This is a genomic window from Streptomyces sp. NPDC006314 (genome assembly GCF_040613075.1).
GTDB lineage: Bacteria > Actinomycetota > Actinomycetes > Streptomycetales > Streptomycetaceae > Streptomyces.
The window spans coordinates 1-25,579 of sequence record NZ_JBEXRL010000004.1; the positions used below are offsets into that span (position 1 = coordinate 1).

At 72.8% G+C, this 25,579-nt stretch carries 15 protein-coding genes; 4 read left to right on the forward strand and 11 right to left on the reverse strand.

Annotation, left to right across the window (positions count from 1 at the left end):
- The first annotated feature begins 139 nt into the window (after positions 1–139).
- Positions 140–1,054, forward strand: coding sequence for a LysR family transcriptional regulator (locus ABZ079_RS08180; protein WP_356938598.1), 915 nt, complete (start codon positions 140–142; stop codon positions 1,052–1,054).
- Between the two features lie 7 nt (positions 1,055–1,061).
- Here the strand turns inward: ABZ079_RS08180 and ABZ079_RS08185 are convergent, their stop codons facing one another.
- From ABZ079_RS08185 to solA, 9 genes are all read right to left on the reverse strand, one after another.
- Positions 1,062–3,386, reverse strand: a complete 2,325-nt coding sequence (locus tag ABZ079_RS08185; RefSeq protein ID WP_356938599.1) for a type I polyketide synthase — start codon at positions 3,384–3,386, stop codon at positions 1,062–1,064.
- A gap of 37 nt (positions 3,387–3,423) precedes the next feature.
- A complete protein-coding gene (locus ABZ079_RS08190; protein ID WP_356938600.1) occupies positions 3,424–4,473 on the reverse strand; it encodes an aldo/keto reductase in 1,050 nt (349 codons plus the stop codon).
- 11 nt (positions 4,474–4,484) lie between these two features.
- Positions 4,485–5,258: an alpha/beta fold hydrolase gene (locus tag ABZ079_RS08195; RefSeq protein WP_356938601.1), complete on the reverse strand. Its 774-nt coding sequence runs from the start codon at positions 5,256–5,258 to the stop codon at positions 4,485–4,487.
- Between the two features lie 2 nt (positions 5,259–5,260).
- Positions 5,261–7,987, reverse strand: a complete 2,727-nt coding sequence (locus ABZ079_RS08200) for a beta-ketoacyl synthase N-terminal-like domain-containing protein (RefSeq protein ID WP_356938602.1) — start codon at positions 7,985–7,987, stop codon at positions 5,261–5,263.
- Positions 7,980–8,342, reverse strand: coding sequence for a phosphopantetheine-binding protein (locus tag ABZ079_RS08205; RefSeq protein WP_356938603.1), 363 nt, complete (start codon positions 8,340–8,342; stop codon positions 7,980–7,982). Before ABZ079_RS08205 ends, ABZ079_RS08200 begins: the two co-directional genes overlap by 8 nt.
- Before the next feature lie 187 nt (positions 8,343–8,529).
- A complete protein-coding gene (locus ABZ079_RS08210) occupies positions 8,530–9,897 on the reverse strand; it encodes an aldehyde dehydrogenase family protein (RefSeq protein WP_356938604.1) in 1,368 nt (455 codons plus the stop codon).
- Positions 9,897–10,952, reverse strand: a complete 1,056-nt coding sequence (locus ABZ079_RS08215; RefSeq protein ID WP_356938987.1) for a phenazine antibiotic biosynthesis protein — start codon at positions 10,950–10,952, stop codon at positions 9,897–9,899. Before ABZ079_RS08215 ends, ABZ079_RS08210 begins: the two co-directional genes overlap by 1 nt.
- Positions 10,953–11,029: 77 nt before the next feature.
- Positions 11,030–11,533: a flavin reductase family protein gene (locus tag ABZ079_RS08220; RefSeq protein ID WP_356938605.1), complete on the reverse strand. Its 504-nt coding sequence runs from the start codon at positions 11,531–11,533 to the stop codon at positions 11,030–11,032.
- Positions 11,530–12,726: an N-methyl-L-tryptophan oxidase gene (gene solA / locus ABZ079_RS08225; RefSeq protein ID WP_356938606.1), complete on the reverse strand. Its 1,197-nt coding sequence runs from the start codon at positions 12,724–12,726 to the stop codon at positions 11,530–11,532. The genes ABZ079_RS08220 and solA overlap by 4 nt, the downstream gene beginning before the upstream one ends.
- 290 nt (positions 12,727–13,016) lie before the next feature.
- Between solA and ABZ079_RS08230 the strand changes: the two genes are divergently transcribed.
- A complete protein-coding gene (locus ABZ079_RS08230; protein WP_356938607.1) occupies positions 13,017–13,904 on the forward strand; it encodes a BTAD domain-containing putative transcriptional regulator in 888 nt (295 codons plus the stop codon).
- 159 nt (positions 13,905–14,063) lie between these two features.
- On the forward strand, positions 14,064–14,432 hold the full coding sequence (locus ABZ079_RS08235) for a Ku protein (RefSeq protein WP_356938988.1): 369 nt from the start codon (positions 14,064–14,066) through the stop codon (positions 14,430–14,432).
- 633 nt (positions 14,433–15,065) lie between these two features.
- On the opposite strand, the gene ABZ079_RS08240 is transcribed toward ABZ079_RS08235, so the two are convergent.
- Both ABZ079_RS08240 and ABZ079_RS08245 read right to left on the reverse strand, forming a co-directional pair.
- Positions 15,066–21,770 carry an SDR family NAD(P)-dependent oxidoreductase gene (locus tag ABZ079_RS08240; RefSeq protein WP_356938608.1) on the reverse strand — a complete coding sequence of 2,235 codons (6,705 nt, stop codon included), beginning with the start codon at positions 21,768–21,770 and terminating at the stop codon, positions 15,066–15,068.
- Positions 21,771–21,817: 47 nt separating this feature from the next.
- On the reverse strand, positions 21,818–23,548 hold the full coding sequence (locus ABZ079_RS08245) for a fatty acyl-AMP ligase (protein WP_356938609.1): 1,731 nt from the start codon (positions 23,546–23,548) through the stop codon (positions 21,818–21,820).
- A gap of 350 nt (positions 23,549–23,898) precedes the next feature.
- On the opposite strand from ABZ079_RS08245, the gene ABZ079_RS08250 reads away from it, so the two are divergent.
- Entirely contained in the window at positions 23,899–25,341 is a 1,443-nt protein-coding gene (locus ABZ079_RS08250) for an MFS transporter (RefSeq protein WP_356938610.1), read from the forward strand.
- The last annotated feature ends 238 nt before the right edge of the window (positions 25,342–25,579 follow it).

A 25,579-nucleotide genomic window follows, 5' to 3' on the forward strand; every position in this document is an offset into this window, starting at 1 on the left:
GGACGATGCACCACCGCCCGCTGAAAACCGGCGCGCTCCTCGTCGAACCCCTCCTGCCCCGGAACGAACACCTCACCCGCAACCCGCCGGGCAAGTACGGCCAAGCTCGTCATTTCATCCACCCTTAGAATCAACGCTTATGGAACTGCGCCAGTTTGAGTACTTCGTCGCCGTCGCGGAGGAGGCGAGCTTCACGAAGGCCGCCGCTCGTGTCCATGTGGCCCAGCCCGGGGTGAGCGCACAGATCCGCAAGCTGGAGCGGGAGTTCGGGCACGAACTGCTCGACCGCAACGGGCGTACGGTGCGGCTGACGGACGTGGGAGCGGCGGTGCTCCCCTACGCTCGGGCGGCGCTCGCCGCGGTGGAGGGCGCCCGGCTCGCGGTGGACGACCTGGCGGGACTGACCCGCGGTCAGGTCACCGTGGGCACGGTGGCGTCGTTCTCGTCGCTCGGCCTGCCGGAGCTGTTCGCCCGGTTCCACCAGCGGTATCCGTCCGTCGACATGGCGTTGTCGGAGGGCAACTCCGACCAGCTGGCCGAGGCGATACGGACCGGGCGGATGGACGCCGCCGTGATCGGCCTGGCCGCGGAACCGCCCGTGGACCTGCAGATCCAGGTCATCGCCGACGAGCCCGTCGTGGCGGCGGTCGGGCCCGGCCACAGCCTGGCCGGGCGCCGGGAGGTGTCGGTCGAGGAGATCCGCGACCACACCCTGATCTGTCTGCCGCCGGGCACCGGGGTGCGGACCTGTGTGGAGGCGGCGTGGGCAGCGGTGGGAGCCAGGCCCCGGATCGCCTTCGAGGCCGCCGACCCCCAGCTGCTGGCCCAACTCGCGACGCGCGGGCTGGGCTTGGCGTTCCTCCCGCAGCCCTTCGCCCGGGCCCGCCGGCTGCGCACCCTGGTGGTCGACAGCCCCCATATGCGTGGGCGGCTGGCGCTCGCCTGGCGCGCCGAGGGCCCGGTCAGCCCGGCGGCACGGGCGTTCATCAGCCACGCCCGCACCTCTCTCGCCGACCTCACCACCGGCTCCCCGGACGCCGCGCCCGCCTCCTGACGCCTCATCAGGCTACCGGCGTGGGCGGGAGGAACTCCCTGCGCTCGAAGGGGTGTCCGGGCAGCGGAACCCTGCTGCGCTCCCGTCCGCCGTGGAGGGCCGCCCAGTCGAGCTCCGTGCCCTCCAGCCACAGGTGTCCGAGCGCCGTCAGCAGCACCCGGGCCTCGGGGGTGTCGTCCGCCGGGTGCGGCAGGGTCTGGAGCATCGGGTGGTCCTCGGCGAGGGCCGGGTGCCGGCGGGCGAGCGAGGTGAGCGTCATTCCCGGTCCGACCTCCAGGAGCACGGCGCGGTCGAGACCGGCGAGCGTGTCCAGGGCGTCGGAGAACCGTACGGCGCGCCGCATGTGGGCACGCCAGTAGGCGGGGGTGGCGATCTCCTCGGCCGCCCAGGTGCCGGTGCTGTCCGAGACGAAGGGGATCCGCGGGGCGCGCAGCCGCAGCCCGGAGACGTACGCCTCGAAGCCGTCCAGGACCGGCTCCACCAGGGAGGAATGGCCGGCGGTCGCGATCTTCAGAAGCTTCACCTCGACCTCGGGCCGGGGGAACTCCCGGACGAACCGCTCCACCAGTTCGGTCGGCCCCGACACGGCCACCTGGTCGGGTCCGTTGACGGCACCGATGCCGAGGCCGTCGGGCAGCAGCGGCAGCACCTCCGCCTCGGGCAGCCGCACCGCGGCCATGGAGCCGGACGGCAGGCTCTGCAGCAGCCGGCCCCGCTCCAGCACGAGCGCCAGGGCGTCCGGGAAGGCGAACACCCCGGCCACACAGGCCGCCGCGTAGGCGCCGAGACTGTGGCCGACGACCGCCGTCGGCCGCACGCCCCACCGCATCAGCGCGCGGGCCAGTGCGTACTCGACCGTGAAGACCGCCGGCTGGCCCACGGCGATGGTCGACAGGGCCTCCCGGCTCCGGGCGGCCGCGGCCTCGTCGGCCGGGTCGAGAACGCCGCGCAGATCGATGCCCAGCGCCTCGCGCGTCCGCTCGGCGCAGGCGTCGACGTCGGCGCGGAACTCCGGGTCGGTACGGTACAGCGCGCGGGCCATGCCGACGTGCTGACCGCCCTGGCCCGGGAAGGTGAAGACCACGGGGCGGGGTCGGTCGGGTACCTGCCCGGCGGGGGCCTTGCGGCGGGAGCCGCTGCCGAGGGCGGTGGCGGCCTCGGCGGTGCTCCGTGCCACCGTGAACCGCCGGTGCGGCTCCGCGGTGCGGCCCGACTGCAGGGTCCAGGCCAGGTCCGGCAACGGGTCGGTGGTGCGGGCGAGCATGTCGCCGAGATCCGTGGTCAGCCGGTCGAGGGCGGTCGCGGACCGCGCCGACACGGGGAGCAGTTGCCAACTCGGCTCGGGCTGCGGCCGTGGCGTCGCCGGGGGTTCCTCCACGACGACGTGCACGCGCAGGCCGAACGGGCCGCACGCGTCCACTCCCGCCCGCCGGGGCCGCTCAGGTGTCCGCCAGTCGCCAGTGTCGCCCGGCAGCGTCCCGCAGGCCACGCCCACGACGGCGGCGAGCAGGGCGGTCACGCCCGGGGTGGTGTCGGTCACGGCGGCGCCGCCCGGTGCGTCGGCGGTGACCCGGACGACCGTGCCGGCCGGGACGCCGGCGACCGCGCGGGCCCGTCGGGCGAGCCGGTCGGTGCCGTCGTCGCGGCCGACGGCCGTGCCCCGTACCACCGCGTGGACGCGGTCACCCGCGGCGAGGGCTGCGCCCAGCGGCCTGAGGACCAGCACTCCGCAGCCGCCGGTGGACAGCGGATCCGTGGCGGTACCGTCCCCGGCGAGGGGGCGGACCGTGACGGCCCCGGCGACGGCGATGTCGCACTCCCCGGCCAGGAGTGCCTGTACGGCATGGTGGACGGCCAGCGGCAGGGTGGCACCGGCGCCCTGCACGGTCACCGACGGACCGGTGAGACCGAGCTTGTAGGCGGGCCGGGCGGCGAGGAAGTCGGGGCCGGTCGCGATGCGGATCTGCCAGTCGTCGGCGTTGGGCAGCCGCCGGATCTCGCGGCGCAGGCCCCCCGCGTACGCGGTGGTGCTCGCGCCCGCGTAGACGCCGATGACCGCGTCTGCGCGGGCGGGGTCCACCGCCGCGTCCTGGAGGGAACGGGTGACGCACTCCAGGAGGATCCGGTGCTGTGGGTCGGTGATCAGCGCCTCGCCGGGCGAGAGGCTGAAGTAGGTGTGGTCGAAGGCGTACGCGTCCTGCAGGACCGGGTCCGGCTCGTCACCCCGCAGGAGTTGCCGCCGGTAGGCGTCGATGTCCGGCGCGCCGGGGAGGCGCGCCGCCATCCCGATGACGGCAACCTGGCCCTCATCGGCCGGCTCGGTCGCGTCCATGCTGTGCTCCTTCCTCGTCACCGCGGTCATGGCGGCCTCAGGCCACCGGAACGGCGGGACGGGTGACGGTCCGTCCGCCCTGCGCCGGACGCAGCGCACCGGCGGCGAGTTCGTGGGGCTGCCCCAGCGGTACGGCGCTCACCTCGTCGAGCCGCGTGACCAGCGCGTCGTCGAGGGTGAGGTCCAAGGCGGAGAGGTAGCCCTCCAGTTGGCCGACGCTGCGCGGGCCGATGAGAGGGATCAGCGCGGTCGGGGAGTGCGCGGCCCGGGCGCGCAGCCAGGCCATGGACACCTGGGCGGCCGTGAGGCCGGTCTCCTGGGCGACGTCCAGCACGGTGTCGAGGATCCGCGTGCGCTGCTCGCTGTCCTCGGTGCGGATGCCGCGCCCCTCCCAGTCGCTGAGCCGGCCCGCGGAGCCGGTTCGGTACTTGCCGGTGAGTAGTCCGCCGCCGAGCGGCGCGAAGAGGGCGGCGCCCAGGCCCAGCGCCTCGGCCATGGGGAGCAGTTCCCGGTCGGCGCTGCGTTCGGCGAGGCTGTACTCGAACTGCACGCCCACGAGCGGGTTCCAACCCCGCAGCTCCGCGAGGGTGACGGCCCGGGAGACGCGCCAGGCCGGGAAGTTGCAGAGCCCTGCGTACAGGATCTTGCCGGCGCGGACGAGGTCGTCGAGGGCGGCGAGGATCTCCTCGACGGGGGTGAGGCCGTCGGGCAGGTGCGCCCAGTACAGGTCGAGGTAGTCGGTGCCGAGCCGCTTCAGGCTGGCCTCCACGGAACGGACCACGGTCTTGCGGCTGTTGCCGGTGGTGGACGGGTGCGGACGGCCGGCGCCGAGGGAGAACTTGGTGGTGAGGACGTAGGTGTCGCGTTCGCTGCCGAGGAGTTCGCGCAGGAACTGCTCGGCGGTGCCCAGCTGGTAGCTGTCGGAGGTGTCGATCAGTGTGCCGCCGGCCTCGGTGAACCGGTCGAAGATCTTGCGGGCCTCGTCCCGGTCCGCGCCACCGCCCCACAGTGTGCCGAAGTTGGCGGTGCCGAGGCCGAACTCGGACACCCTGAGGCCGCTGTGGCGGCCGAAGGTCGTACTGCGCATGGTGTCTCCTGTCATCGGTCCGCGGTCATCGCCCGGTGGACGATGCGCAGCAGCTCCTGCTGGGCGCGGGCGTCGCGGAAGTAGAAGTGGCCGCCGGGCAGGGTGTGGTGGTCGAAGGCGCCATGGGTGTGGACCGCCCAGCCGCGCAGGTCGCCCGCCTCCTCGTCGCCGACGAACGCGGTGAGCGGGAGGTCCAGCGGCTCTCCGGGCACGAAGTCGTACGTCTCGGCGATCTCCATGTCGGCCCGGACGTAGCGCAGGACCAGCTCGCGCAGGTCCTCGTCCTCGTGGACCGCGGAGGGCAGGGAGCCCCAGCGGCGCTCCACCTCGGTGAGCAGGTCGGCGGAGGACAGCCCGTGCACCGGCCGTGCCGCGTGGACCGGCGGGGGCTGGATGGACGAGACGAAGATCCGGTCCGGCAGCGGGCGGCCGGCGTCCCGCAGGGTGCGGGCCACCTCATGGGCCACGAGTCCGCCGAGGCTGTGGCCGAAGAAGGCGAAGGGCCCGGAGCCGAAACCGGCCTCCTCGACCAGGGCCTTGACCAGTTCGGGCATGCGGGTGAAGGGCGGCTCGTCCTGCCGGGGCACCCGGCCGGGCATCTTCACCCCCCACACGCGGATCCCGGGGAGCTGGTCGCACCAGCGCAGGAACTCGCCCGCCGAGCCTCCGGCGTGGGGGAAGCAGTAGAGATCGGCGAAGGCGTCCGGCCGTGGGTCCCGGCAGACCAGCCATCGGCTGTCGACGGGTGCGGCGGCCACGGTGCCGGGCGCCGGGGTGTCGGCCATGATCACTCCTTGGGCGGTTGCTGGCGGGCGGTCCGGCGTTCGTCGAGGAGTTCGGCGAAGTCGGCCGCGGCCGGGGCCGAGAACAGGTCCTTAGCCTTGACGTCGACCGGGAGGAGTTCGCGGACCTCGGCGAGCACGCGCGAGGCGATCAGCGAGTCGCCGCCGAGCGCGAAGAAGCTGTCGTCGGGGTCGACCGACGGCAGGCCGAGCGCCTGCGCGAAAAGCCGCAGGACCAGGTCGAGGGTGTCGCCCGCGTGGTCCGTCCCCGGGTCCTGGGCCGGCGCGGTCTCCGGTTCGGCGTGTGCCTCGGGTACCGGGAGGGGGGCGACGGGGGTGCCGGACCCGGCCTGCGGGGCCGGCCGTGCGACGGGCTCGACGAGATACGGCTGACGCTCGAACGGGTAGCCCGGGAGCGGCAGCCGGGCCCGGCGCGCTCCGTCGTGCACCGCGCTCCAGTCGACCCGCAGCCCCTGGGCCCACAGCCGGCCGAGTCCGGTGAGCAGCGCGTCAAGGGTGGCGTCCGGCGTGGCGGCGGGGGACGGGAGGGTGAGAACGGTCCGGCCGCCGTCGCCGGCGAGAGCGGCGCAGGACGCCTCGGTGTCCGGCCGTGCAGCCCATGCGGTGGCGCAGCGGGAGGGGTCAGGCGTCGTCCCGGCGTCGTACCGCGTGCCGTCCCCGCCGAACAGCAGCGTGGTCCGGGCCGGTCGGAGCGTGATGCCCCGCAGCAGGTCGGTCAGCGTCCGCACGGGGTCCGCGGAGCGGGCGGCGGCCGTCACGAGCCGTACCGCGTCGGAGAGCGTCACGACCCCGGCGGCCGTGGCGGCGACGAGTGCGCCGGTCCCGGTGCCGCAGACGGCGGAGGGCTCGCCGGCCCAGTGCCGCCAGAGGGCCTGGAGGGCGTACTCGCGGGTGAAGACGGCCAGATCGCGCACCGCGGGGTCGTCCGGCCAGGAGCCTCGCGGGGTGTCGAGAGCGGTGCGTACGGCGGCGCCCAGGCCGCCGGGGGTGTCCAGGTCCCGGGCGGCGTCCAGGCAGGCGTCGAACGCCGTGGTGAAGACTGGCTCCGTCGGCAGCAGCCAGCCCGGTCCGGGCGCGCCGGACGCACCGGGGAGGAACAGCGCGGCGGTGCGGGGGACGGCCCGCTCCCCGTCGCCGTCCCGGGCCGTGAGGGCGTCCGCCGCCGCCTCGGCGCTCTCCGCGAGGACGTAGGCGCGGTACGGCAGTTCCCGGCGGCCGGTCTGGAGCGTCCAGGCGACGTCGGCGAGCGGCAGTCGGGAGTGGGCCCGCAGATGGGCGGCCAGGTGGTGGGCCGCCGTGTCCAGGGCCGTCGGGGTCTGCGCGGAGAGCACGAGGAGCTGGGCCGGCCGGGCCGGGCCGGTGGCGAGCGGGGCGGGCGGCTCCTCCAGGACGGCATGGGTGTTGATCCCGCCGATGCCGAAGGCGCTCACGCCCGCGCGGCGGACGGCGCCCCTGGGGTGCCAGGGTTCGAGCGCGGTGGCGACGCGGAAGGGGCTGGAGGCGAGGTCGATCTGGGGGTTGGGCCGGGTGAAGTGGAGGCTGGGCGGGATGGTGGCGTGCTCCAGGGCCAGCACGGTCTTGATGAGTCCGGCGGCTCCCGCGGCGGCGTCGGTGTGTCCGATGTTGCTCTTCACCGATCCGATGGCGCAGTAGCCGCGGTCGTCGCAGTCCTCGCGGAACGCCTCGGTGAGGGCCCTGATCTCGATCGGATCGCCGAGCGGCGTGGCGGTGCCGTGCGTCTCCACGTAGGTGATGGTCCCGGCGTCGACGCCGGCCACGAGCTGGGCGGTGCGGACGGCCGCCGCCTGCCCCTCGGCGCTGGGGGCGGTGAACCCCACCCGTGCCGAACCGTCGTTGGTGACGGCGGAGCCCCGCAGCACCGCGTGGACGCGGTCTCCGTCGGCGAGCGCGTCGGCCAGTCGCTTGAGGACGAGGACGCCGACGCCGTTGGCCGCGACCGTGCCGTCCCCGGCGGCGTCGAAGGGGCGGCACACCCCGTCGCGGGCCAGGATGCCGTCCTCGGTGTATCCGGCGTCCTTGGGCGGGGCGTGCACCGCCACTCCCCCGGCGAGCGCGAGGTCGCACTCTCCGGAAAGCAGGTCCTGGGTGGCCAGGTGGACGGCGGCGAGGGCTGTGGCGCAGGCGGACTGCACCGCGACCGCCGGGCCGCGCAACCCCAGCCGCTCGGCGGTGCGGGCGGTGAGGAAGTCGGGGGCGGTACCGAGCAGGATGTCCTCCTCGGTGACGTCCGGCAGCTTCTCCCGTTGGGCGCGCAGGGTCTCGGCGTACGCGGTCTCGGTGCAGCCGCCGTAGACGCCGATGGCGCCCGGATGGCGGTCGGGGTCCTGGCCCGCGTGTTCCAGGGCGGCGACGGCGCACTCGAGGAACACGCGCTGCTGGGGGTCGATGAGCCGGGCCTCCTCGGCCGAGTAGCCGAAGTAGCCGGCGTCGAACCACTCGGGGCGCTCCAGCAGTCCCCGGGCGGGGACGAAGGCGGGACCGGTTCCGTCGTCGGCGGCGTCCGGGGACGGGCGTAACGGGCGGGGCGGTTCGCGGGTGAGGGTGTCCCGGCCCTCGGTGAGGTTGCGCCAGAAGGCGTCGATGTCCTCGGCGCCGGGGAAGCGGCCGGCCATCCCGATGACCGCGATGTGCTCGCCGGTGCCGGCCGCGGCCGCACCGTGGTCCTGGCCGTGTCCGTGGTCGTCACGCATCGGGTCCTCCGGCGGTCTCCTGTGCGCCGCGCGCGCGCCGGGCGCCGAGCCGGGAGCGGTCCGCGGTCCGTGCCGCGGGGGCGCGCCGGCCCGCGCGGGGACCGGAGTCCGCACGGCCGTCGAGGTGGCGGGCGAGGCTGCCGATCGTGGGGTGGGTGAACAGGTCGACGAGCGGGACGTCGGCACCGAGCCGCTCGGCGACCTGGTCGCGGACCATGTGCAGCAGGACGGAGTGGCCGCCGAGGTCGAAGAAGTTGTCCTGCGGCCCCACCCGGGGCACTTCGAGGATGTCGCACCAGATCTCGGCCAGGATGTCCTGGGTACGCCGTTCCGGTGCCGGGCGTTGTGCGGGCATCTCCACTCCATTCGTCCCGTCAGGGTTCGAGGCGGGCGGCTCCTCGATCGTCCAGGGCCCGCTGGTCAGATGTCCAATAGCTGGCTTCCCTGGAAGTCAGAAGCGTTGGTTATGGGAAGGGGCATGGCGAGGGCGCCGGAGCCGGGCGGTCCCGGACTCCGGCGCCCTGGTGGGGGGCCCGGCCCGGTCAGCCACGCAGCACGGTCTTGCTCCGCATCAGGAAGTCCGCCAGATAGCCGTCGTGGGGCATCCCGGTGTCGGTCCAGTGGGTGGGGTGGCCGCCCAGGTGCAGATTGCTGATGGTGGGGTCGTCGCACAGGGCGTCGATGAGGGCCTCGTCCTCGGTCACCGCGCTGAGCACCAGCGTGTTCCGGAGCGGCGCCACACCCTCCGCACGGCTCCAGGGCGCCAACCAGACGCAGGGGAAGGGAACTTCGGTACCGGCCTCGGGCGCGTCGGAGCGGTCGAGTTCCAGGACCGCGGGGCGCAGTACGGCGCTCCCGTCCCCCAGCTCGTCGACGAAGCCGTCACCGCCGAGCCACGCCCGGGCGCCCTTCGCCCGGCCGAGGACATGGCTCTGCAGCGCCTTCGCGGTGCGGACGGACTGCACGGGCAGCCGGGCCTTGTCGTCGTCGGGCGGCAGACTGGGCAGTTCGGCGAGCCGTTCGGCGAGGGCTTCGGCCACGGGCGCCGGGTCGCCCTCCACGAAGACGGCGGTGGCGTTGACGCAGCCGGTACCGGCGTGGTGGGCGACGGAGTCCACCAGCATGTCGAGTTGACTGCGCCAGTCCACCTCCGCGGTCAGCAGGATCTTGCTCCGGCCGGGAGTCAGCGGCAGCACCTTCCGGTCCTCGGCGTACTCGCGGATGATCTCGTCGCTGCCGTACGCCAGATCGGCCTCCCGCAGCATGGTCTCCGCGGGCTCGTGCTCGGTGGGCAGGAGCGCGACGTGGTCGTTCCGGAAGCCGGCGGCCCTGAGCGCGAGGACCAGCCGGTGCGGGGTGAACGGCTCACGGCGGGACGGACGGACGGCGACCCGGTAGCCCAGAGCGAGGGCTTCCGGCCACAGGGAGTGCGTGCCGGGGTGGTTGCCGGCCGCGTGGACCGAGAGCACCTCGCCGCGCCGGGTCCACACGGCCCGGCCGGTCCGGGTGAGGGGGTCGCGCCACTCGCCGACGGCGCCCGCCGGGCGGGCGAACTGCAGCCCGCGGTAAAGGTGCGCGGTGCGCCGGACGAGGGTGCGGGTGGCGGCCCGGACCACGCTGATGGGCAGGCCGGAGACCCGGCTCACCGCCTGCTCGTACGCCTCCGGCGTGAGCTCCCCCAGTTCGGCGGTGGCGAACAGCCGGCCGGCCCGGGCGATCGCGGCCACGCGCTCGTCCAGGGGAAGCGGGGTGGCGGCGCGCAGGGCGTTCATCGCACGGCCGACGAACACCCTGGGCGCGAGGGCCAGTTCGGCGGCGAGACGCCCGGCCACGTCGGGGACGGGCTGCCGGTTACGGGCCCGGTAGGCGCCGGACGGACCGAGCGCGTCGAGGGGAACGGGCGGGGTCATCAGTACACACCCTCGATCACGGCCTCGTCGTCGAAGTGTGTCACGGGGGCGATGTCGGCGACCGAGTCCCCGGCATGGCCGTCCGGGGCCTCGACCCGGGTGGCGAGGTCGCGTTCCAGGTTGTTGGGCAGCAGCAGGCCCTTGCTGACGTGGTGCATGACGACCTGGCCACGCTCCCCGTAGGGGACCGGGTCGCCGGTCGTGGGGTCGACCACGCAGAAGGTGATGTAGGGCGAGAAGGTGTCGAACACGCAGGGGTCGTCGTCCCCCAGGCCGTACCGCTGACCGGCGATGCCCAGGATCATCGTGCTGCCGTAGTGGCCGTAGAGGGGGATGCCGGGGAAGATCTCGGTCCGGTACAGGTGGCGGCTGTCGGCGTCCATCTGGGTGCCGCCCCAGCGGATGGCGCGTACCTTCTCGGCCACGAGGTCGACCAGTTCGTCCCGGCGGGCCAGCCGCTCCAGCAGCGGTGGAGTGATCGTCAGCACGCCGATGTCCTGGGTGCGCAGGATGAAGGCCGCCTGGTCGATGAGGTGTTCGGCGTAGTCGTCGGCGAGGTCGCCCCGGCCGGAGGCGATCAGCTTCTTCACCCAGCGGGGATCCAGGTCGACGGTGAAGCCGAGGCTGCCGTGGGTGGTCGCGGATTCCTGGAAGATCCGGCCCACGATGTGCGGGCCGGTGGGGGTGAGGCCGAGCCACTGGGCGCCCCGCGGGAAGCCGTGGGTGTCCAGGTTGGCGTTGCTCCAGGCCACCATGCGGTCCAGCCAGTCCCGCGGGCAGATCACCCGCTTGGGTGCTCCGGTGGTGCCGCCGCTCTCGAAGGTGCCGACGAGGTCGGGGTTCTCGCCGTACCCGCGCGGGACGAGGTCCCGCACCGGCACGTCCCGCAGCTCGTTCACGATGTTCGGGAAGAGCGCGAGGTCGGCGTGGGTCTTGATGTCCCGTCGGGGGTCGAAGTCGAGGCTGCGGGCGCGCCGGAGCCAGTACGGCGAGCCGGTCTCCGGACTGAAGTGCCACTCCATCGCGGCGCGGACGAACTCGTCGGGGTCCGGCATGACGTCGATGGGCGGATCCAGGACGGGATGGGCGGCTGACGGCACAGGTCCTCCTTGGACGGCGAGAGCGGCAGGGGTCAGCGAGGGGTGTGGAAGGTCCGCCGGAACCAGAGCAGCGGGGTGCCGGGACACCCGGCCTCCACCTCGGCGAGGGCTCCGAGCAGCAGGTCGTGGTCACCGGCCGGCACCACCTCGTGGCGCAGACAGCGGTACGCGGCGTGGGCGTCGGGCAGTACCGGCAGAGCGGTCCCCGGCCACCGGGTGAACTCCTGCCCGGCGAACCGGTCCACACCCTGCCGGGCGAAGGTGCGGGCCAGGGCTCGATGGCGGTCGTCCAGGACGTTCACCACGAACTCACGGGCGGACACGAACGCCGCGTGGCAACTGGAGGTGTGGGAGATTCCGACCAGCAGCAGCGGCGGGTCGAGCGAGACGGAGACGACGGAGCTGGCGGTGAAACCCCAGCGGCGGCCCGCGTCGTCGGTGGTGGTGACGATGGTGAGCGCGGCCGGGAGCAACGCCATGGCGTCGCGGAAGTTCTCCGCCTGGGCCAGTGGGGTGGTGGGGGCCGGGGTGTTCATCGAGTGCCCTCCCGCGCCGTGGGCGCTGTGGTCGTGGGCGAGGTGCGGGCGCCGAAGCGGCCGGGAGCGAGGAAGTCCAGGGGGAGCCGCGGGGCGTGACCGGTGACCAGGTCGGCGAGTGCCTCACCGATGCCCGAGGCGTGTTTGAAGCCGTGGGCGTTGCAGCCGCCGCCGACGACGAAGCGCGCCTCGTCGTCGAGCGCGCCGACGGCGAACTGACCGTCGGGGGTGCGGGTGAAGAACGACACGGCGACCCGGTCGGGCACGTCCGCCAGGCCCGGCAGCCGGCCGCGCAGCATACTGGCGACGTCCGCCCAGTCCTCGGCCCGGACGGAGCGGTCGGCGTCGTCGTCCGGGTCGATGGGGCGGGCTCCGGGGCCGTACCCCTCGAGGCCGAGCTTCACCTCGTGGCCGCCCTCGCGACCGTTGCCCCACAGCACGGGGCCCTGTTCGGTCTCCCGCATGAACACGGGGAAACGCTCCAGGTCGAAGGCGCCGTCGTCGTCGACCGGACGGAACCAGGTCAGCGGCATGCGCAGGGTCTCCAGCGGCAGTCCCTCGACCAGGGCCGAGAGCCAGGACCCCACGGTGATCACGACCCGGCGGACGCGGTAGGCGCCTTCAGCGGTGCGCACCCGGACACCGCCGGCGACGGGTTCGACGGCGGTGACCCGGCTGTCGGTGAACACCCGTGCTCCGGCCTTGGCGGCGAGGGCGGTGGCGGCCTGGATCGCCGCCTCCGGCCGCAGCAGACCGGCCGAGGGCTCCCACACCGCGAGGTGGTGGGCCGGCACCCCGGTGTGCCGGGGGAACCGCTCCCGCAGCTCGGGCCCGCGCAGCACCTGCACGTCGATGCCGTGGGCAGCGGCGGCCCGCAGGGTCCCGCCGATGATGAGGCCCCGCTCGGGCCCGATCAGCAGGCCGCCGCCGGGCAGGAACAGGTCGTCGCCCGACTCCTCCTCCAGTCGCCGCCACAGCTCGAGCGACCTGCGGGCGAGCGGCACCAGGCCGGGGTGTTCCAGACAGGTGATCCGGAACATCCGCGAGCCGCCGAAGGAGGATCCGAGGGCGTGGCCGGGGCGGTGCCGTTCGAATCCGATGACATCGACCCCCCGGGCGGCCAGGTGCCAGAGGGTCGCGGCTCCCCAGGCTCCCAGGCCGACGACGGCCACCTCAGCGTCCCACCGACTCATGCGTGCCTCTCTCACTCGCACTCGGCTGCGGCCGGACCGGGTGGCACGGCTGTCCCCACCAGACCATGCGGCGGGTGGGCGGCACCTGAGTGGTCGGTACTCAATTCACCGTGCGTGCACGCCACTTCACCGGCCGGGTACGGGCCGCGGCGAGGGCTGCACGCCCCGCGGTCCGGGAGCGATTGAGTACCGCTCACTCAGGCGCGCGCCACGGCCGGCGTGATCCCCTCGGTGGCAGGACACGGTGCGCCGGGCAGGCGGCGGACGTGAGAGTCGCGAAGGGGGATTCCATGCTCTTCCGGATGCTGGGCGTACCCGAGGTGTACGACGAGACACTGCACCGGGGCGTCCGGCTGACCAGTTCCAAGCAGGGCACGCTGCTGGGGGCCCTGCTGGCCCGGCCGGGCGCGCCCGTGCCGGTGGACCGGCTCGTGCACGAGGTGTGGGGGGACCATCCCCCCAGTAAGGCGGGCAACGCCCTGCAGGCCCATGTCTCCCGGCTGCGGCAGACGCTGTCCCTGGTGCAGCCGGAGCAGGGCAACCGGTCCCGGCTGCAGACCCACCGGTCCGGCTATGTGCTGCGGGCGAGGGAGCGGGAGACGGACTGCGGATGGTTCCGGCTGACCGTGACCCGGGCCCGGCAGGTGGCCGAGCGGGATCCGCGGTCCGCGTACCGGCAGTTGCGGCAGGCGCTCGAGCTGTGGCGCGGAGAGGTGCTGGAGGGCAGCGTGCGCGGTCCGATCTGCGCCGCGATGGCGCAGGACCTGGAGCGCGTACGGCTGGACGCCCTGGAGGCGATGTTCGAGGTGGCGCTGCGGACCGGCCAGCACGCGCAGGTGCTCGCCGAACTGCGGGAGGCGGTCCGGGCGTACCCGCAACACGCGCGGTTCCGGGCGCAGCTGGCGCTGGCGCCGCACCAGGGCATCCCGGCCGCCGGGCCGGTCCCCGTCCCGGAGCACGGACCGGCGCGCCGGAGCACGGCCCCGCGCGCGGAGCGCCTGCCGCATCCGGCCGGCCGGAGCCGGTACACCCGCTCCGCGGCACAGGCCGGGCAGGTCGACGAACTCGACCGGCTCCGCGGCCTGGTGCAGTTGCTGGCGTCGGAACAGCGGTCGCTGCGGGTCCGGTTGGAGCGACTGTCGGCGCTGGTCGGGCACGAGGGGCCCGGCGCTCCCTAGGAGGCGGCCGTCCGGGCGGATTCCGGGGGACACACGACCAGGGTGGGCATGGCCCGGGGCGGCCGTACGGCGCGGCCCGACGGGGCTGCGCCGGAGCGGAGTTGAAAGACCGAGACGCAGATCATCCCGATCATCGACGAGGACCTCGGCAACCTGCCGCTGCCGACCGCGAAGGCCGTCGAGATCGACGCCTTTGTGCCGCTGGAGTCCGTCGATCCGATCCGGATCGGCGAGGGGTACCACCTGCGGCCCGCCGGCCAGGTCGCCGCGAAGCCGTACAAGCTGCTCGTGCAGGTCCTCGGCCGATCCAGCACAGTGGCCGTCGCGAAGTACGCCTGGTCGGAACGTGAGCGCCTCGGCCTCCTGCGGGTCCGCGACGACGTCCTGGAGCTGCACGCCATGCGCTGGCCCGACGAGATCCGCGACCGCTGCGAGCTGCTCCCGCCGCCGGGTCGAGGTGTCAGACGAGGAGATAGAGGGCGCGCTCGATCTGATGGCCGCGCTCCAGGAGCCGGTGCCGATGGCTAAGGCCCTCCCGAGGCTATCCGGCGAGCGAGGCCGACGTGCACGAGCTGCCGACACCGAAGAAGAAGGTGACAGCGCGAAACAGCCGGACGAGAAGACCCCGGCGAAGAAGACGACTCCTGAGAACGCGGCCGCCCGCCGACCAAGCAGTGCCTGACCGCGCCGTCCGCACCGCACAGCGGCACCTGTGGACGCCGATGTCCGCGCGGATCGCCCGTGGGGCCCACGAGGGAGCCGGACAGCCAACCAGCCGGTGCCACATGAGTGGCGCCGGCTGGCGATCCAACCCCCCTTGGGGGTGCCCATCGCGACTCCGGTAGGTCGTAACTCCTTAACCGCAGGGAGCCACAGGCCATAGCGGTGCCACGCCCCCCGAGAGGGATGGGCTGCCCACCGGTTGGATACCTAAGTGACGCAGGATCCCGGCATATGCCGCAAGATTCCGGTCGCATAGTCACCCGAACGGAGAGGCGCACTACAGGAGCGCATTCGTGGTGTACCTGGCAGGCGGGGCCTCCCTGGGGCCTGCGCGAGCAGACTGACACCGGCGGGGCGACGTGCCGCGATCACCACGGCGTGCGGCCGGGCACGCCCCTCACCCAAGGGCCCGGGTGAGGCCGGTCGACGGCTTGCCGGTCATGTCTCGAAGCACTGTCCGAGGTGCTGGGCGATCGTGGCCACGTGCGGCGGGTCGATGAGGGACAGGTGGTCGCCCTCGACCGGAACGACTTCGAGGCGGGGACACAAGGATGCCCAGCCGAGGTCGGCTTCCGTCCTCAGATAGCGCGGGTCGAGCGCGGTGATGAGCCTGTGAGCCTGCCGAGCACGGTAGAGCACCACATGGCCCTCATAGGGACGGGGCCGGTAGCGCTCGCCGACACGGGCGTCGACGTACGAGGTCCGCTGGTGTTCCCTGATACCCGGGCTCATGTCGAGGCCGGCCTCGGCCACCGCGCGCATGACGACGTCGATCTGCTCGTCCTCGGGGGTGACCGCGAGTTCGCCGTAGGGCAGCCGCACGGGGTGGCCGTAGGTCTTCTCGATGTACTGGGCGAATCGGCCGAAGCGTTCGAGCAGCACCCGCGGTGACTGCAGGTCGGGAAGGGCGGCGGGCAGGATGGTGTCGATGAGACCCAGGAAACCGACGGCCTCCCCGGCGTCCGTCAGCTGCTGTGCCGTCTCGTAGGCGAGGCAGCCGCCGAAGGACCAGCCCAGGAGCCGGTAGGGCCCCTGTGGCTGAAGATCCTTGATCAGGGCGATGTAGTGTGCGGCCTTCTCCTCCATGGTCCCCAGCGCGTCCAGCCGTTCCATTCCGTAGACGGCCTGGTCCGGTGGCAGGAGTTCCGTCAGGGGCTGGTAGACGGACGTGGGGCCGCCGGCCGGATGGAAGGTGAACAGCGGGGGCCTGGCGGACCCTGCCCGAGGCCGACGCAGAACCTTGACCGTGCGCTCACCGGTGGGGTTGACGGCCGGCCGAATCAGTTCCGCGATCGCGGCGACGGTGCCCTGTTCGAGAACGGTCTGGGCGGTGAGGTTCAGGTCGGCGCCGCCCAGACGGCGGCGGATGAGGCCGACGAGGTCTTCGGCCGTGCGTTCGTTTCCTCCCGTCGAGACGAAATCGGCGCGAACGTCGGGGGGCGGCTGCCGCAGGACTTCCGCCCAGGCACCGGCCACCAGGCGTTCGGCGGCATCGCGCGGCTCGATGGTGGACGGCAGCGTCACGGACGGTGGGCCGGCCGGCGTGGTGTCGTCGGCCGCACCGAGTGGTGCGGAGGGCACGGCCGGGCCGGCCGTCTCCCGCTGGAGTCCGAGTGCTCGCAGGACGGTGTCGCCGAGGTCGCGCAGTGTTGCGCCGCGGAGCATGACGTCCGGGGGCAGATCGACGGCGAAGTCCTGCTCGGCGGCGTTTCTGATGCGTACCGCCATCAGCGAGTCCAGGCCGAGTTCGCGCAGCGGCACGGCTTCGTCGACGCCCGGCACGCTGAAGCCCATGATGGCGGCGGTGCGTTTGGCCAGGCGCTGGATCACCTTGTCCGCTGCGCCGTCGCCGAGGGAGTCGATGCCCGAGGGGCCGCCCCAGTCCTCCGGGGCCAGGTCGTCGGCACGGACGCTGTTGGCGAAGAAGGGAATGGCCGAGAAGCCGGGGAAGGCCTCCAGGAGGCGTGGGGCGTCCAGATGGAAGACGCCGGTGTGGGTGCGGTTGTGGATGATGAGTGTCTGCAGGGCGTCCAGGCCCTCGGCCACGGTGAGGGAGTGCAGAGCCAGGGCCCGTTCGTCTGCGACGGCACCGGCGTCGCTCCAGGGACCCCAGGCGATGGACGTGGCGGGCTTGCCTTCGGCCCTGCGTCGCTGCGCCATCGCGTCCAGCCAGGCGTTGGCGGCCGCGTGAGCGGCCTGCCCCGGTGAGCCGAGGAGAGCGGCCGCCGAGCTGTAGAACACCCACCAGTCGATGTCGTGGGGGGCCAGCGCGGCCTCGAGATTGAGTGCGCCGGTGACCTTGGGCCGCAGCACGGTCTCGAGGTCGGCGGTCTCGAGGTCGGTGATCATGCGGTCGTGCAGGACCCCCGCGCAGTGGGCGACTCCACGCAGGGAGTGTCCCTCACTTACCGCGGCCTGCACCAGGCGCTCAGCGACGTCGGGGTCGGCGATGTCTCCCAGTACCACGGTGACGGAGGTTCCGCGGGCGCTGAGCCCGGTCATCACCGCCTCGGCTTCAGGGGTGGGGGGTCGCCTGCCGTTGAGGACGAGACGGCCGGCTCCCTGCTCGGCGAGGCGGCGGGCCGTTTCCAGGCCGAGACCGGTCAGGCCGCCGGTCACGACATAGGCGCCGTTGCCGCGGACGAACGGCGCCTCGTACTGCTGTGCCGACAGGTCGGCTGAGGTGAGGCGCGCGACGAGGCGGGTCCCGGCCCTCCAGACGACTTCGTCTTCGGCGCTGGTGCCGAGGAGTTCCTGCAACAGGCTCTCGACGGCGTCGGGCTGGGTGTCGATGTCGACCAGGCAGGCCCGCAGGGCGGGTTCCTCGATGGCGAGCGTGCGTACCAGACCGCGCAGGCACGCCAGGTCCGGCCGGCCTGCTTCGCCCGACGACGTGGCGCGGGAACGCACCGTGACCAGCCACAGCCGCGGCGGCTGCCCTCCGCCGGGGCGGGAGGCGAGCCGACGCGCGATCTGCGCGGCGGTGTGCAGGGCCCGGAGGTCATGGGGCTCGGCGGGGCGGGTCAGCAGCAACACGACCGCCCTGGGATCCTCCGGCCCGGTGTTCCGCAGCCAGTGGTCGACCAGCTCCACGGCGTCAGCCGGCGCGGCGGTCCCGGTGGTCGTGGTGACGTTCCTCGCCTCCAGCGCCGCTCCGAGGGCGGAGGCCAGGGCGCTGCCCGACCCGGCTGTGGGCTCGTCGAGCAGGAGCAGGGCGCTGCCGAGCCGACCGGGGAGCACCACGGGCGACTTCTGCCACTCGATCTCGTAGGTGAGTGCTTCCAGGGGCTTGGGCACCTCGTCGCGCGCGGCCGGACGCAGCCGCAGGCCTGTCGCGGTGATCCGCGACTGTGCCCCGGCGGCCACAACCATCCAGCTCAGCTCGTGATCACCGCTCGGGGTACCGTCGGCGGGCCTCTGGGCGATGTGGGAGGGGGGGAAGGCCTGAATGGTGTGGGGCGTGCCGAGTGCCGCGAGGTTCTCCAGCCGCAGGCTCTGCACAAGGGTGGGGACGACCTCGGTGCAGTCGCCGGAGGTGGTGTCGGCGGCCGGGCCGGACCCGCCGGTTCCGCCTGGTGCGTACAGCAGGGCGGTGAGGAGTTCCTCATACGAGCGCGGGCCTGGTTCCTCCGATGGGGCCGGGGTCCAGTGCGTCACGACGGCGGGCGGGGTGTCGGGGGCCTGGTCCTTGAGCGGCGGGACGTCGGTGTGCATCCGTGCCGATGCGTAGCAGTGCCATGTGCCGTCCGTGGCCCGCGCACTGACGGTGACGGTCGCATGAGTGTCGAGGGGTTCCCAGGTGAGGGTGACGGGTGTGCTGCGGGACAGCGGCAGCCACCGGTGGACGGCGAGTTCCTCGAAGCGCAGGTCTTCGGTGCAGTCCCGCCCGTGGATCTCCCGGGCTGCCGCGATCATGAGCGCGGCGGCTGCGGGCAGGTCCAGGACGGGGTGACCGTGGAGGTGGCGTCCGGCGGCCCGTGCATGGTCTGTGCCGAGGTCCGTCTGCCACAGGACGGCGCCCGAGCGGGGGTCGTCGATGCGAAGCCCGAGCACGGCATGGGGCGCACCCGTCGCACCGATCGCCGGGCCGCGGCGGGCGAACCAGTGGCGCTCGTGGCGCCAGACGGGGCTGGGCAGCGGGACACGGGTGCCATGGGGCCACAGGCGTCTTTCGTCCACCCGCACCCCGGCGAAGTGCAGCCGGGCCAAGGCCGCGCGCAGTTCCACGGCTTCGTCGCCCTGCTTGCGCAGGGTGGGGACGGCGACCGCCTCGGAGGCGTCTGCCACCGCCTCCAGGGTCTCGCTGAGGGAGACGAGGGCGATGGGGTGGGGCGAGATCTCCAGGAAGAGATCATGCCCGTCGGCTGCGGCGGCGGCCACGGCCTGGCGCAGACGTACGGGACGGCGCAGGTTGGCGCACCAGTACGCGGCGTCCGCGGCCACGTGGGCTCGCGGGTCGTCGAGCACGGTGCTGTACCAGGCGATGTCGGCCGCACGGGCGCTCAGCGTGGCCAGGGCGTGCCGCACCTTGGGCAGCAGGGGGTCGACCGCGGGGGAATGGCCCGCTGTCCCGATGTCCATGAGCCGCGCCAGGCGGCTCTCGGCGGCGAGTTCGTCGACCAGTTGCCGGACGGTGTGCGCGGGTCCTGCGACCGTGCACCGGCGCGGGGAGGAATCCACGGCGATCTCCACGCCGGGAAAGCGCGACAGGACCTGTGCGCGCTCCTCGACGGCCAGCTCGACGGCGGCCATCGCACCGGCGGATTCCCTGTCGAGGGTGGCCAACTGCGCCGACCGGCTGAGGACGACGCGCAGGCCCTCGGCTAGGTCGAGGGCTCCGGCGGTGACCGCGGCGCTGACTTCGCCCATCGAGTGGCCGATGACGGCAGCAGGGTGCACGCCGTAGCGGTGCAGTGTGCGGGCCAGAGCGATGTGCATCCCGAACAGCGCGGGCTGGATGTCCTCGACGCCGCTGCCGGGGCCCAGCCGGGTGAGCATCTGCCGCAGCGGGACGCCTGCCTGTACCTGGTAGACGGCGTCCAGCTCGTCCACCGCGGCGGCGAAGAAGGGGTCGTCCTCGAGCAGGCGCAGCCCCATGCCCTCCCACTGCGAGCCGTGGCCGGAGAAGACGAGAACGGGGTGGCGGGTGCCGGCCGACCGGCCGGCCGGGTTGTCGGTGCAGGGCGGCAGGAGGCCAGGGGCTTCGACCCCGCCGGCCAGGGCCGCAAGCCGGCCGACCGCCTCCTGGTGGGTGCGGGCGACGACGGCGGCACACGTCGGGCCCCTTCGATGCCGGGCCAGGGTGTGCGCGAGGTCTTTCAGTGCCGGTGCGTCCTCGGCCGCGGTCTGCCGGGCCAGGCCGGCTGCGACATCGCCGATGCGCTGCCGGGAGCGGGCCGAGACGACGAGCACGTGCGGGCCTGCCGCCTGGCCGTCGCCGCTTCGGGACACGCTGTCGCCGGACGGAGTCGCGGGTGCCTGTTCGAGGACGACGTGGGCGTTGGTGCCGCCGAAGCCGAAGGCGGAGACGCCGGCACGGGGCGGGTGGTCCCGCTTCGGCCAGGCAGTGGGCGCCGTGACGACGCGCAGCCGAAGCGCGGCGAAGTCGATGTGCGGGTTGGGCGTGTGGAAGTGAAGGCTGTGCGGGATCTGCCGATGGTGCAGCGCCAGCACCGTCTTGATCAGGCCGACGATGCCCGCCGCGCCTTCCAGGTGGCCCAGGTTGCTCTTCACGGAACCGATGAGCAAGGGCTCATCGGCCGGCCTGCCACGGCCGATGACGGCACCCAGGGCCGCTGCCTCCATGGGGTCTCCCAGCAGGGTGCCGGTGCCGTGAGCCTCGACGTAGTCGATTCCGGCGCCGTCGACCTGGGCGTTGCTGAGCGCGCTGCGCAGCAGGCTCTCCTGAGCCGCGGGGTTGGGGGCCATCAGTCCGGCCGAGCGGCCGTCGGAGTTGACCGCCGTGCCGGTGATGACGGCCAGGATCCTGTCGCCGTCGCGCTGGGCGTCGACGAGCCGTTTCAGCACGACGACCCCACAGCCCTCACCCCGGGTGATACCGTTCGCGGCCGCGTCGAACGGCTTGCAGCGTCCGTCCGCGGCGAGCGCTCCCGCCTGCCCGAGCGACGCCGTGACCGCGGGTGTGAGCAGGACGTTGACGCCCGCCGCCAGCGCGGTGCCGCACTCGCCGGTCTCCAGGCTCCGGCACGCCTGGTGCACCGCCACCAGGGACGAGGAGCAGGCCGTGTCGATGGTCAGACTCGGACCGTGCAGGTCGAACACGTAGGACAGCCGGTTGGCGGCGATGCTGCCGGCGGCTCCCGTACTGGTCCACGGGGTCAGTCGCGCAGGGTCCGCGGTGGTCAGATGCCCGTACTCCAGCGCGCTGAGGCCGACGAACACTCCGGTATCGCTGCCTTCGAGGCTGTAGGCGGGGCGTCCGGCATGGTCCAGCGCTTCGCAGGCGACTTCCAGCAGCAGACGCTGCTGGGGGTCCATGACCTCGGCCTCCCGCGGGGTGATGCCGAAGTGGCCCGCGTCGAAGGCCTCGACGTCGTCGAGGAAGGCGCCCTGGCGGGTGGTCTGTTCCAGCAGCGCGTCGGTGCCTGGGCCGGTGGCGAAGTCCCGCCAGCGTCTGCCGGGGACGTGACCGACGAGGTCGCTGCCCGTCAGGAGATGCCGGAAGAACGCCTGGGGTCCGTTGACGCCGCCGGGAAGGCGGCAGCCGATGCCGATCACGGCGACGGGACAGGGATCCGAGGACTGCCGGCCGCGGTCACCGCCGGTGGAGAAGGCCGCAGTCTGGCGGGAGTCGCGGGGCATGGCCTGCTCCTGGTGTTCCTGCCGGCCCTGCGTCGCGGGCTGCCGGGTCGTACTCAGGTGCTGCACGAGTCGTTCGACGGTCGGGTGCTCCCACAGCAGGGTGGCCGGCAGCGGCTGGCCCAGTGCGCGTTCCAGACGTCCACTCAAGCCGACGGCAGCACGCGAGCCGAGGCCGTAGTCCACCAGGGGCCGGGTGTCGTCGAGTTCGTCCTCGGGGATGCCGCAGACCTCGGTGACGAGGGTGCGCAGGGTCGCCCGTAGCCCGGCGGCGCCAGCCGGCCTCTGCCCGGACGGCGGGACCGATTCCCTGTCTGGTTCCATCTGTCTCTCCCTGCCTGCGCCCTGATGTGGTGCCGCCTTGTGGCGTTTCAGGTCCTCGCGTCCATATTCCAGGCGCCCGCGAGGTACTGCTCGCGGCACGCGCCGCGGGCGACCTTGCCGCTGGTGGTGTGGGGCACGCTGCCGGGCGGCACCAGCACGAAGTCGTGGAGGGCCACGCCGTGCCCCGTGGCGAGCGCCGCCCGCACCGCGCGGGTCACCTCCTGCCCGGCGATGTCGTCAGGGTTCGCGTCGCGACCGTGCTCGGCCACGACGACGAGGCGTTCCCCCTCGCCGGTGGACACGGCGAAGGCGGCGACGCGGTGCGGCCGGACGGCCGGATGGGCGTGGTGGACCGTCTCCTCGATGTCGTGCGGGTAGTGGTTGGTCCCGTCGATGATCACCAGGTCCTTCAACCGGCCGGTCACGTACAACTGCTTGTCGTGCCACACCCCCAGATCACCGGTGCGCAGCCAGGGGGCGCCCTGCTCCTCACCGTGCAGCACCGCGCGGAAGGTGGTCTCGCTCTGCTCGGGGCGGCCCCAGTAACCGCGTCCGATGTTGGGACCGCGCAGCCAGATCTCACCGACGTGGCCGTCTTCTCTGCGTTGGCACGTCGCCGGATCGACGATCGCGATCTCCTGACCGGTCGGCCGGCCGCATGCCACCAGTTCGACCACCGCTTCCTGGTCGGCCGTGTCCAGGGGGCGGGCGACGCCTTGGCCGAGAGCTTCCCGGTCGACGGCGATGACGGTGGGTTCCTCGCCCGCGGGAGAGGCGCAGACGAACACGGTCGCCTCGGCCAGCCCGTAGGAGGGCCGCATGGTCGTGCGCATCATGCCGGCCGGCGAGAAGGCCGCCTGAAAGCGTTCGAGCGTGGCCGGTGTGATGGGTTCGCTGCCGTTGACCATGGCGGCCACCGACCCCAGCGACAGCCTGTCACGCTCATCGGCGTCCACCCGGCGGGCGCAGTAGTCGTACGCGAAGTTGGGAGCGGCGGTCAGGGCGCCGGTGTGCCGGCTCAGCAGACTCAGCCAGCGCCCCGGCTGCTGGATGAAAGCCAGAGGATCCATAAGCACCGATGGAATGTGGCCGATGACCGGCAGGGCGATCCCCAGCACGAGGCCCATGTCGTGGTAGAGCGGCAGCCATCCCACGGTGCAGTTGCGGCCCCGGCGGATGTCGTAGGCCTCCAGAGCCTGGCGCGCGTTGGCGCACACGTTGGCATGCGTGATCTCCACACCGGACGGAACGCGGGTGGAACCCGAGGTGTACTGCAGATAGGCCACATCGTCGGGACGCGGCCGCCCGAACTCGGCCTGATCGTGTGCTGCCTCCTGACACAAGTCACGCGCGGTGACGATGCGCCGGTCGGAGCCCAGGCCGTGCTTCGCACAGAAGTCCGTGAGCAGCCCGCATTGGGTCTCGACGGTCAGCAGCACCGCGGGGGCGGCGTCCTTGAGTACCGCAGCCAGCTTCTCCTCGTGACCGGGCAGCGACGGGGAGAAAAGGGGGACGGCGATCGCTCCGGAACAGGCGGCGCCGAGGAAGCCCACGATGTATTCGAGGCCCTGCGGCGCGACGACGGCCACTCTTTCACCCTCATCGATCATCCCGTGCAGTCCGGCGGCGACGGCTCGAACCCGCTCGTCCAACTGCCGCCAGCTCAGCGAGGAGACCGCTCCTTCGACGTCTGCGCTGTGGTCGACGAACGTGAAGGCGGTTTCGTCCGGTGTGAGAGCCGTGACACGGGCGAGATGGTGGCTGAGTGTATCTGTCACCGATGATGGCACTGGCTCACCGAACCTTCTTTTCAGGGGTGGAAAGCGGGGCCCGTCGGCAACGGCCCATTTCGAGAGCCTCCGCGACGGCCGCACTCTGCTATGCGTGCCGCGGCGACGCGGCTCCGGAGACAAGCAGCAGGGAACAGCGAAACACGGAGCCGTCATGCTCTGACGTCGACACGCCGGTATGAGCCGCCCGCGCGGCCACCTCGTAGCCAGGGAAACGCTTAGGGTTCACACATACGGATATCGGTGAATGACCTACGCAAGGACGGGAGGACGGTGCAGACTTCGTGCGGTCCGGCCGTCTTTCACCCCTGCGGGGCTTACCGGTTCGGACAGCAATCATGAGCCGGTTGCGCCTGTGGAGCGTTATCGCGGCCGTCATTTGCTGCAATTTCCTGACGGCGCTGGACAACACCGTGGTGAATATCGCCCTGCCTCAGATCAGCGCCCAGCTGGGCCTGGCGGGGACCGACGTCAAGTGGGTGGGGACCGCATACCCCTTGGCTCTGGCCGGCTCTCTCCTGGGGTGCGGTCAGCTGACGGACACCCGAGGGCGGCGCTGGGCGCTGCTCACCGGTGTGGCGGTGTTCACGGTGTCGTCGGCGGGCTGCGCACTGTCGACCACCGGGGTGATGCTGGTTTGTTTCCGCGCACTGCAGGGCGTCGGGGCTGCCTTCATCCTGCCGGCGTCCCTGGCGTTGATGGCACACGACCTGCCGTCCAGGGCGCGGGCTGCCGCGTTCAGCGCAACAAGTGCCGCTCTGGCCTCCGCGCTGGCTCTCGGACCTGTGTTCTCCGGCGTGGTGACGCAGCACCTTGGGTGGGAATGGCTTTTCCTCCTGAACACCCCTTTGGGGGTTTCTGCTTTCGTCGTCGGCGCCTGGGCCGTTCCCGGCGTGGCCGGACGCCGGAACCACTCGGTGCCCATCGCGACCCCCGTGCCGAACCACCAGATCGCGTTGGCGTGCCTTTTTCTGTCTTCTCTCGTCTACTGCCTTATCCAGGGACCCGCCTACGGATTCACCACGCCGCCCGTCGTCCTTTGCGAGGTCGTTGCCACGGCGAGCGTGATCGTATTGTGCCGGGGCGGCCGCCATCCTGCCCTGCGGCTCCTCCTGCGGCAGCGAGCTTACAGCGGCGGACTCGTTACCCAACTCTTGTGGGGCCTGGGCGTGAGCGGCGTCTATTTCTACACCTGTCAGTTTCTGCAGAGCGGTTTGCGGCTCAGCCCCACCCAGGCAGGCCTGGCGTTCACTCCCGTCTGCTCGGCGCTCTTCCTCACCACCCCGGTGGCCACCGCCATGGCCAGGCGGTGGGGAGAGGCCCGCATCTCCGCGACGGGTCTGCTCCTGGTCGCCCTGGGGCTGCTGCTGCTTGCGCTGGGCAGTGAGCACGGCGGGCTGGCCGACCTGATTCCCGGCCTGGTGGCAGTCGGCGTGGGTTCTTCGCTTGCCATCCCCCTGACCGCGCGGGCGCTGGCGTCCTCCCCAGGCCGTCTTTCCGGCTTCGCGGCCGGCCTCTTCAGCGCCACACGCGAGTTGTCCGGCGTGTTCGGCATCGTGCTCGTAGGCGCTGTGGTGACACTTGTCCAACACCTTTGTCTGTCCCGGCGGATCCCCGGTCCCGAGGCCGCACTGGCCGGGTATCAAGCCGGGCTGTGCATCGCGGCCGCTCTCGTCGGCGCGGGAGCCCCCGTCGCCGTATGGGCCCTGCGCCGCCCCCACGAACGAGGCGGGAACGCCCCCTGCCGGGCCGCGGGTTCGTCACCGGACACCAAGTCGTGACCAGCCTGCGTCCCGCTGTCCCTCGGCCCTGCCCGCGAACCGTGTGAGGAGACGGGCGTCCCCGCCTCCACCGGCATCCTCGGGCGTGGTCCCACCGACCGGGCGGAACCGCCGCCGAACGAGTCAATTCTGTGATAGTCGGCTGAGTCGACGAAGCTTTGGGCTCATGCGGTGCAACGATGCGCTCTGAGGCCTCCTCACGGAAGACCCGGCCTGCGTGATCACGCAATGGAGGCTC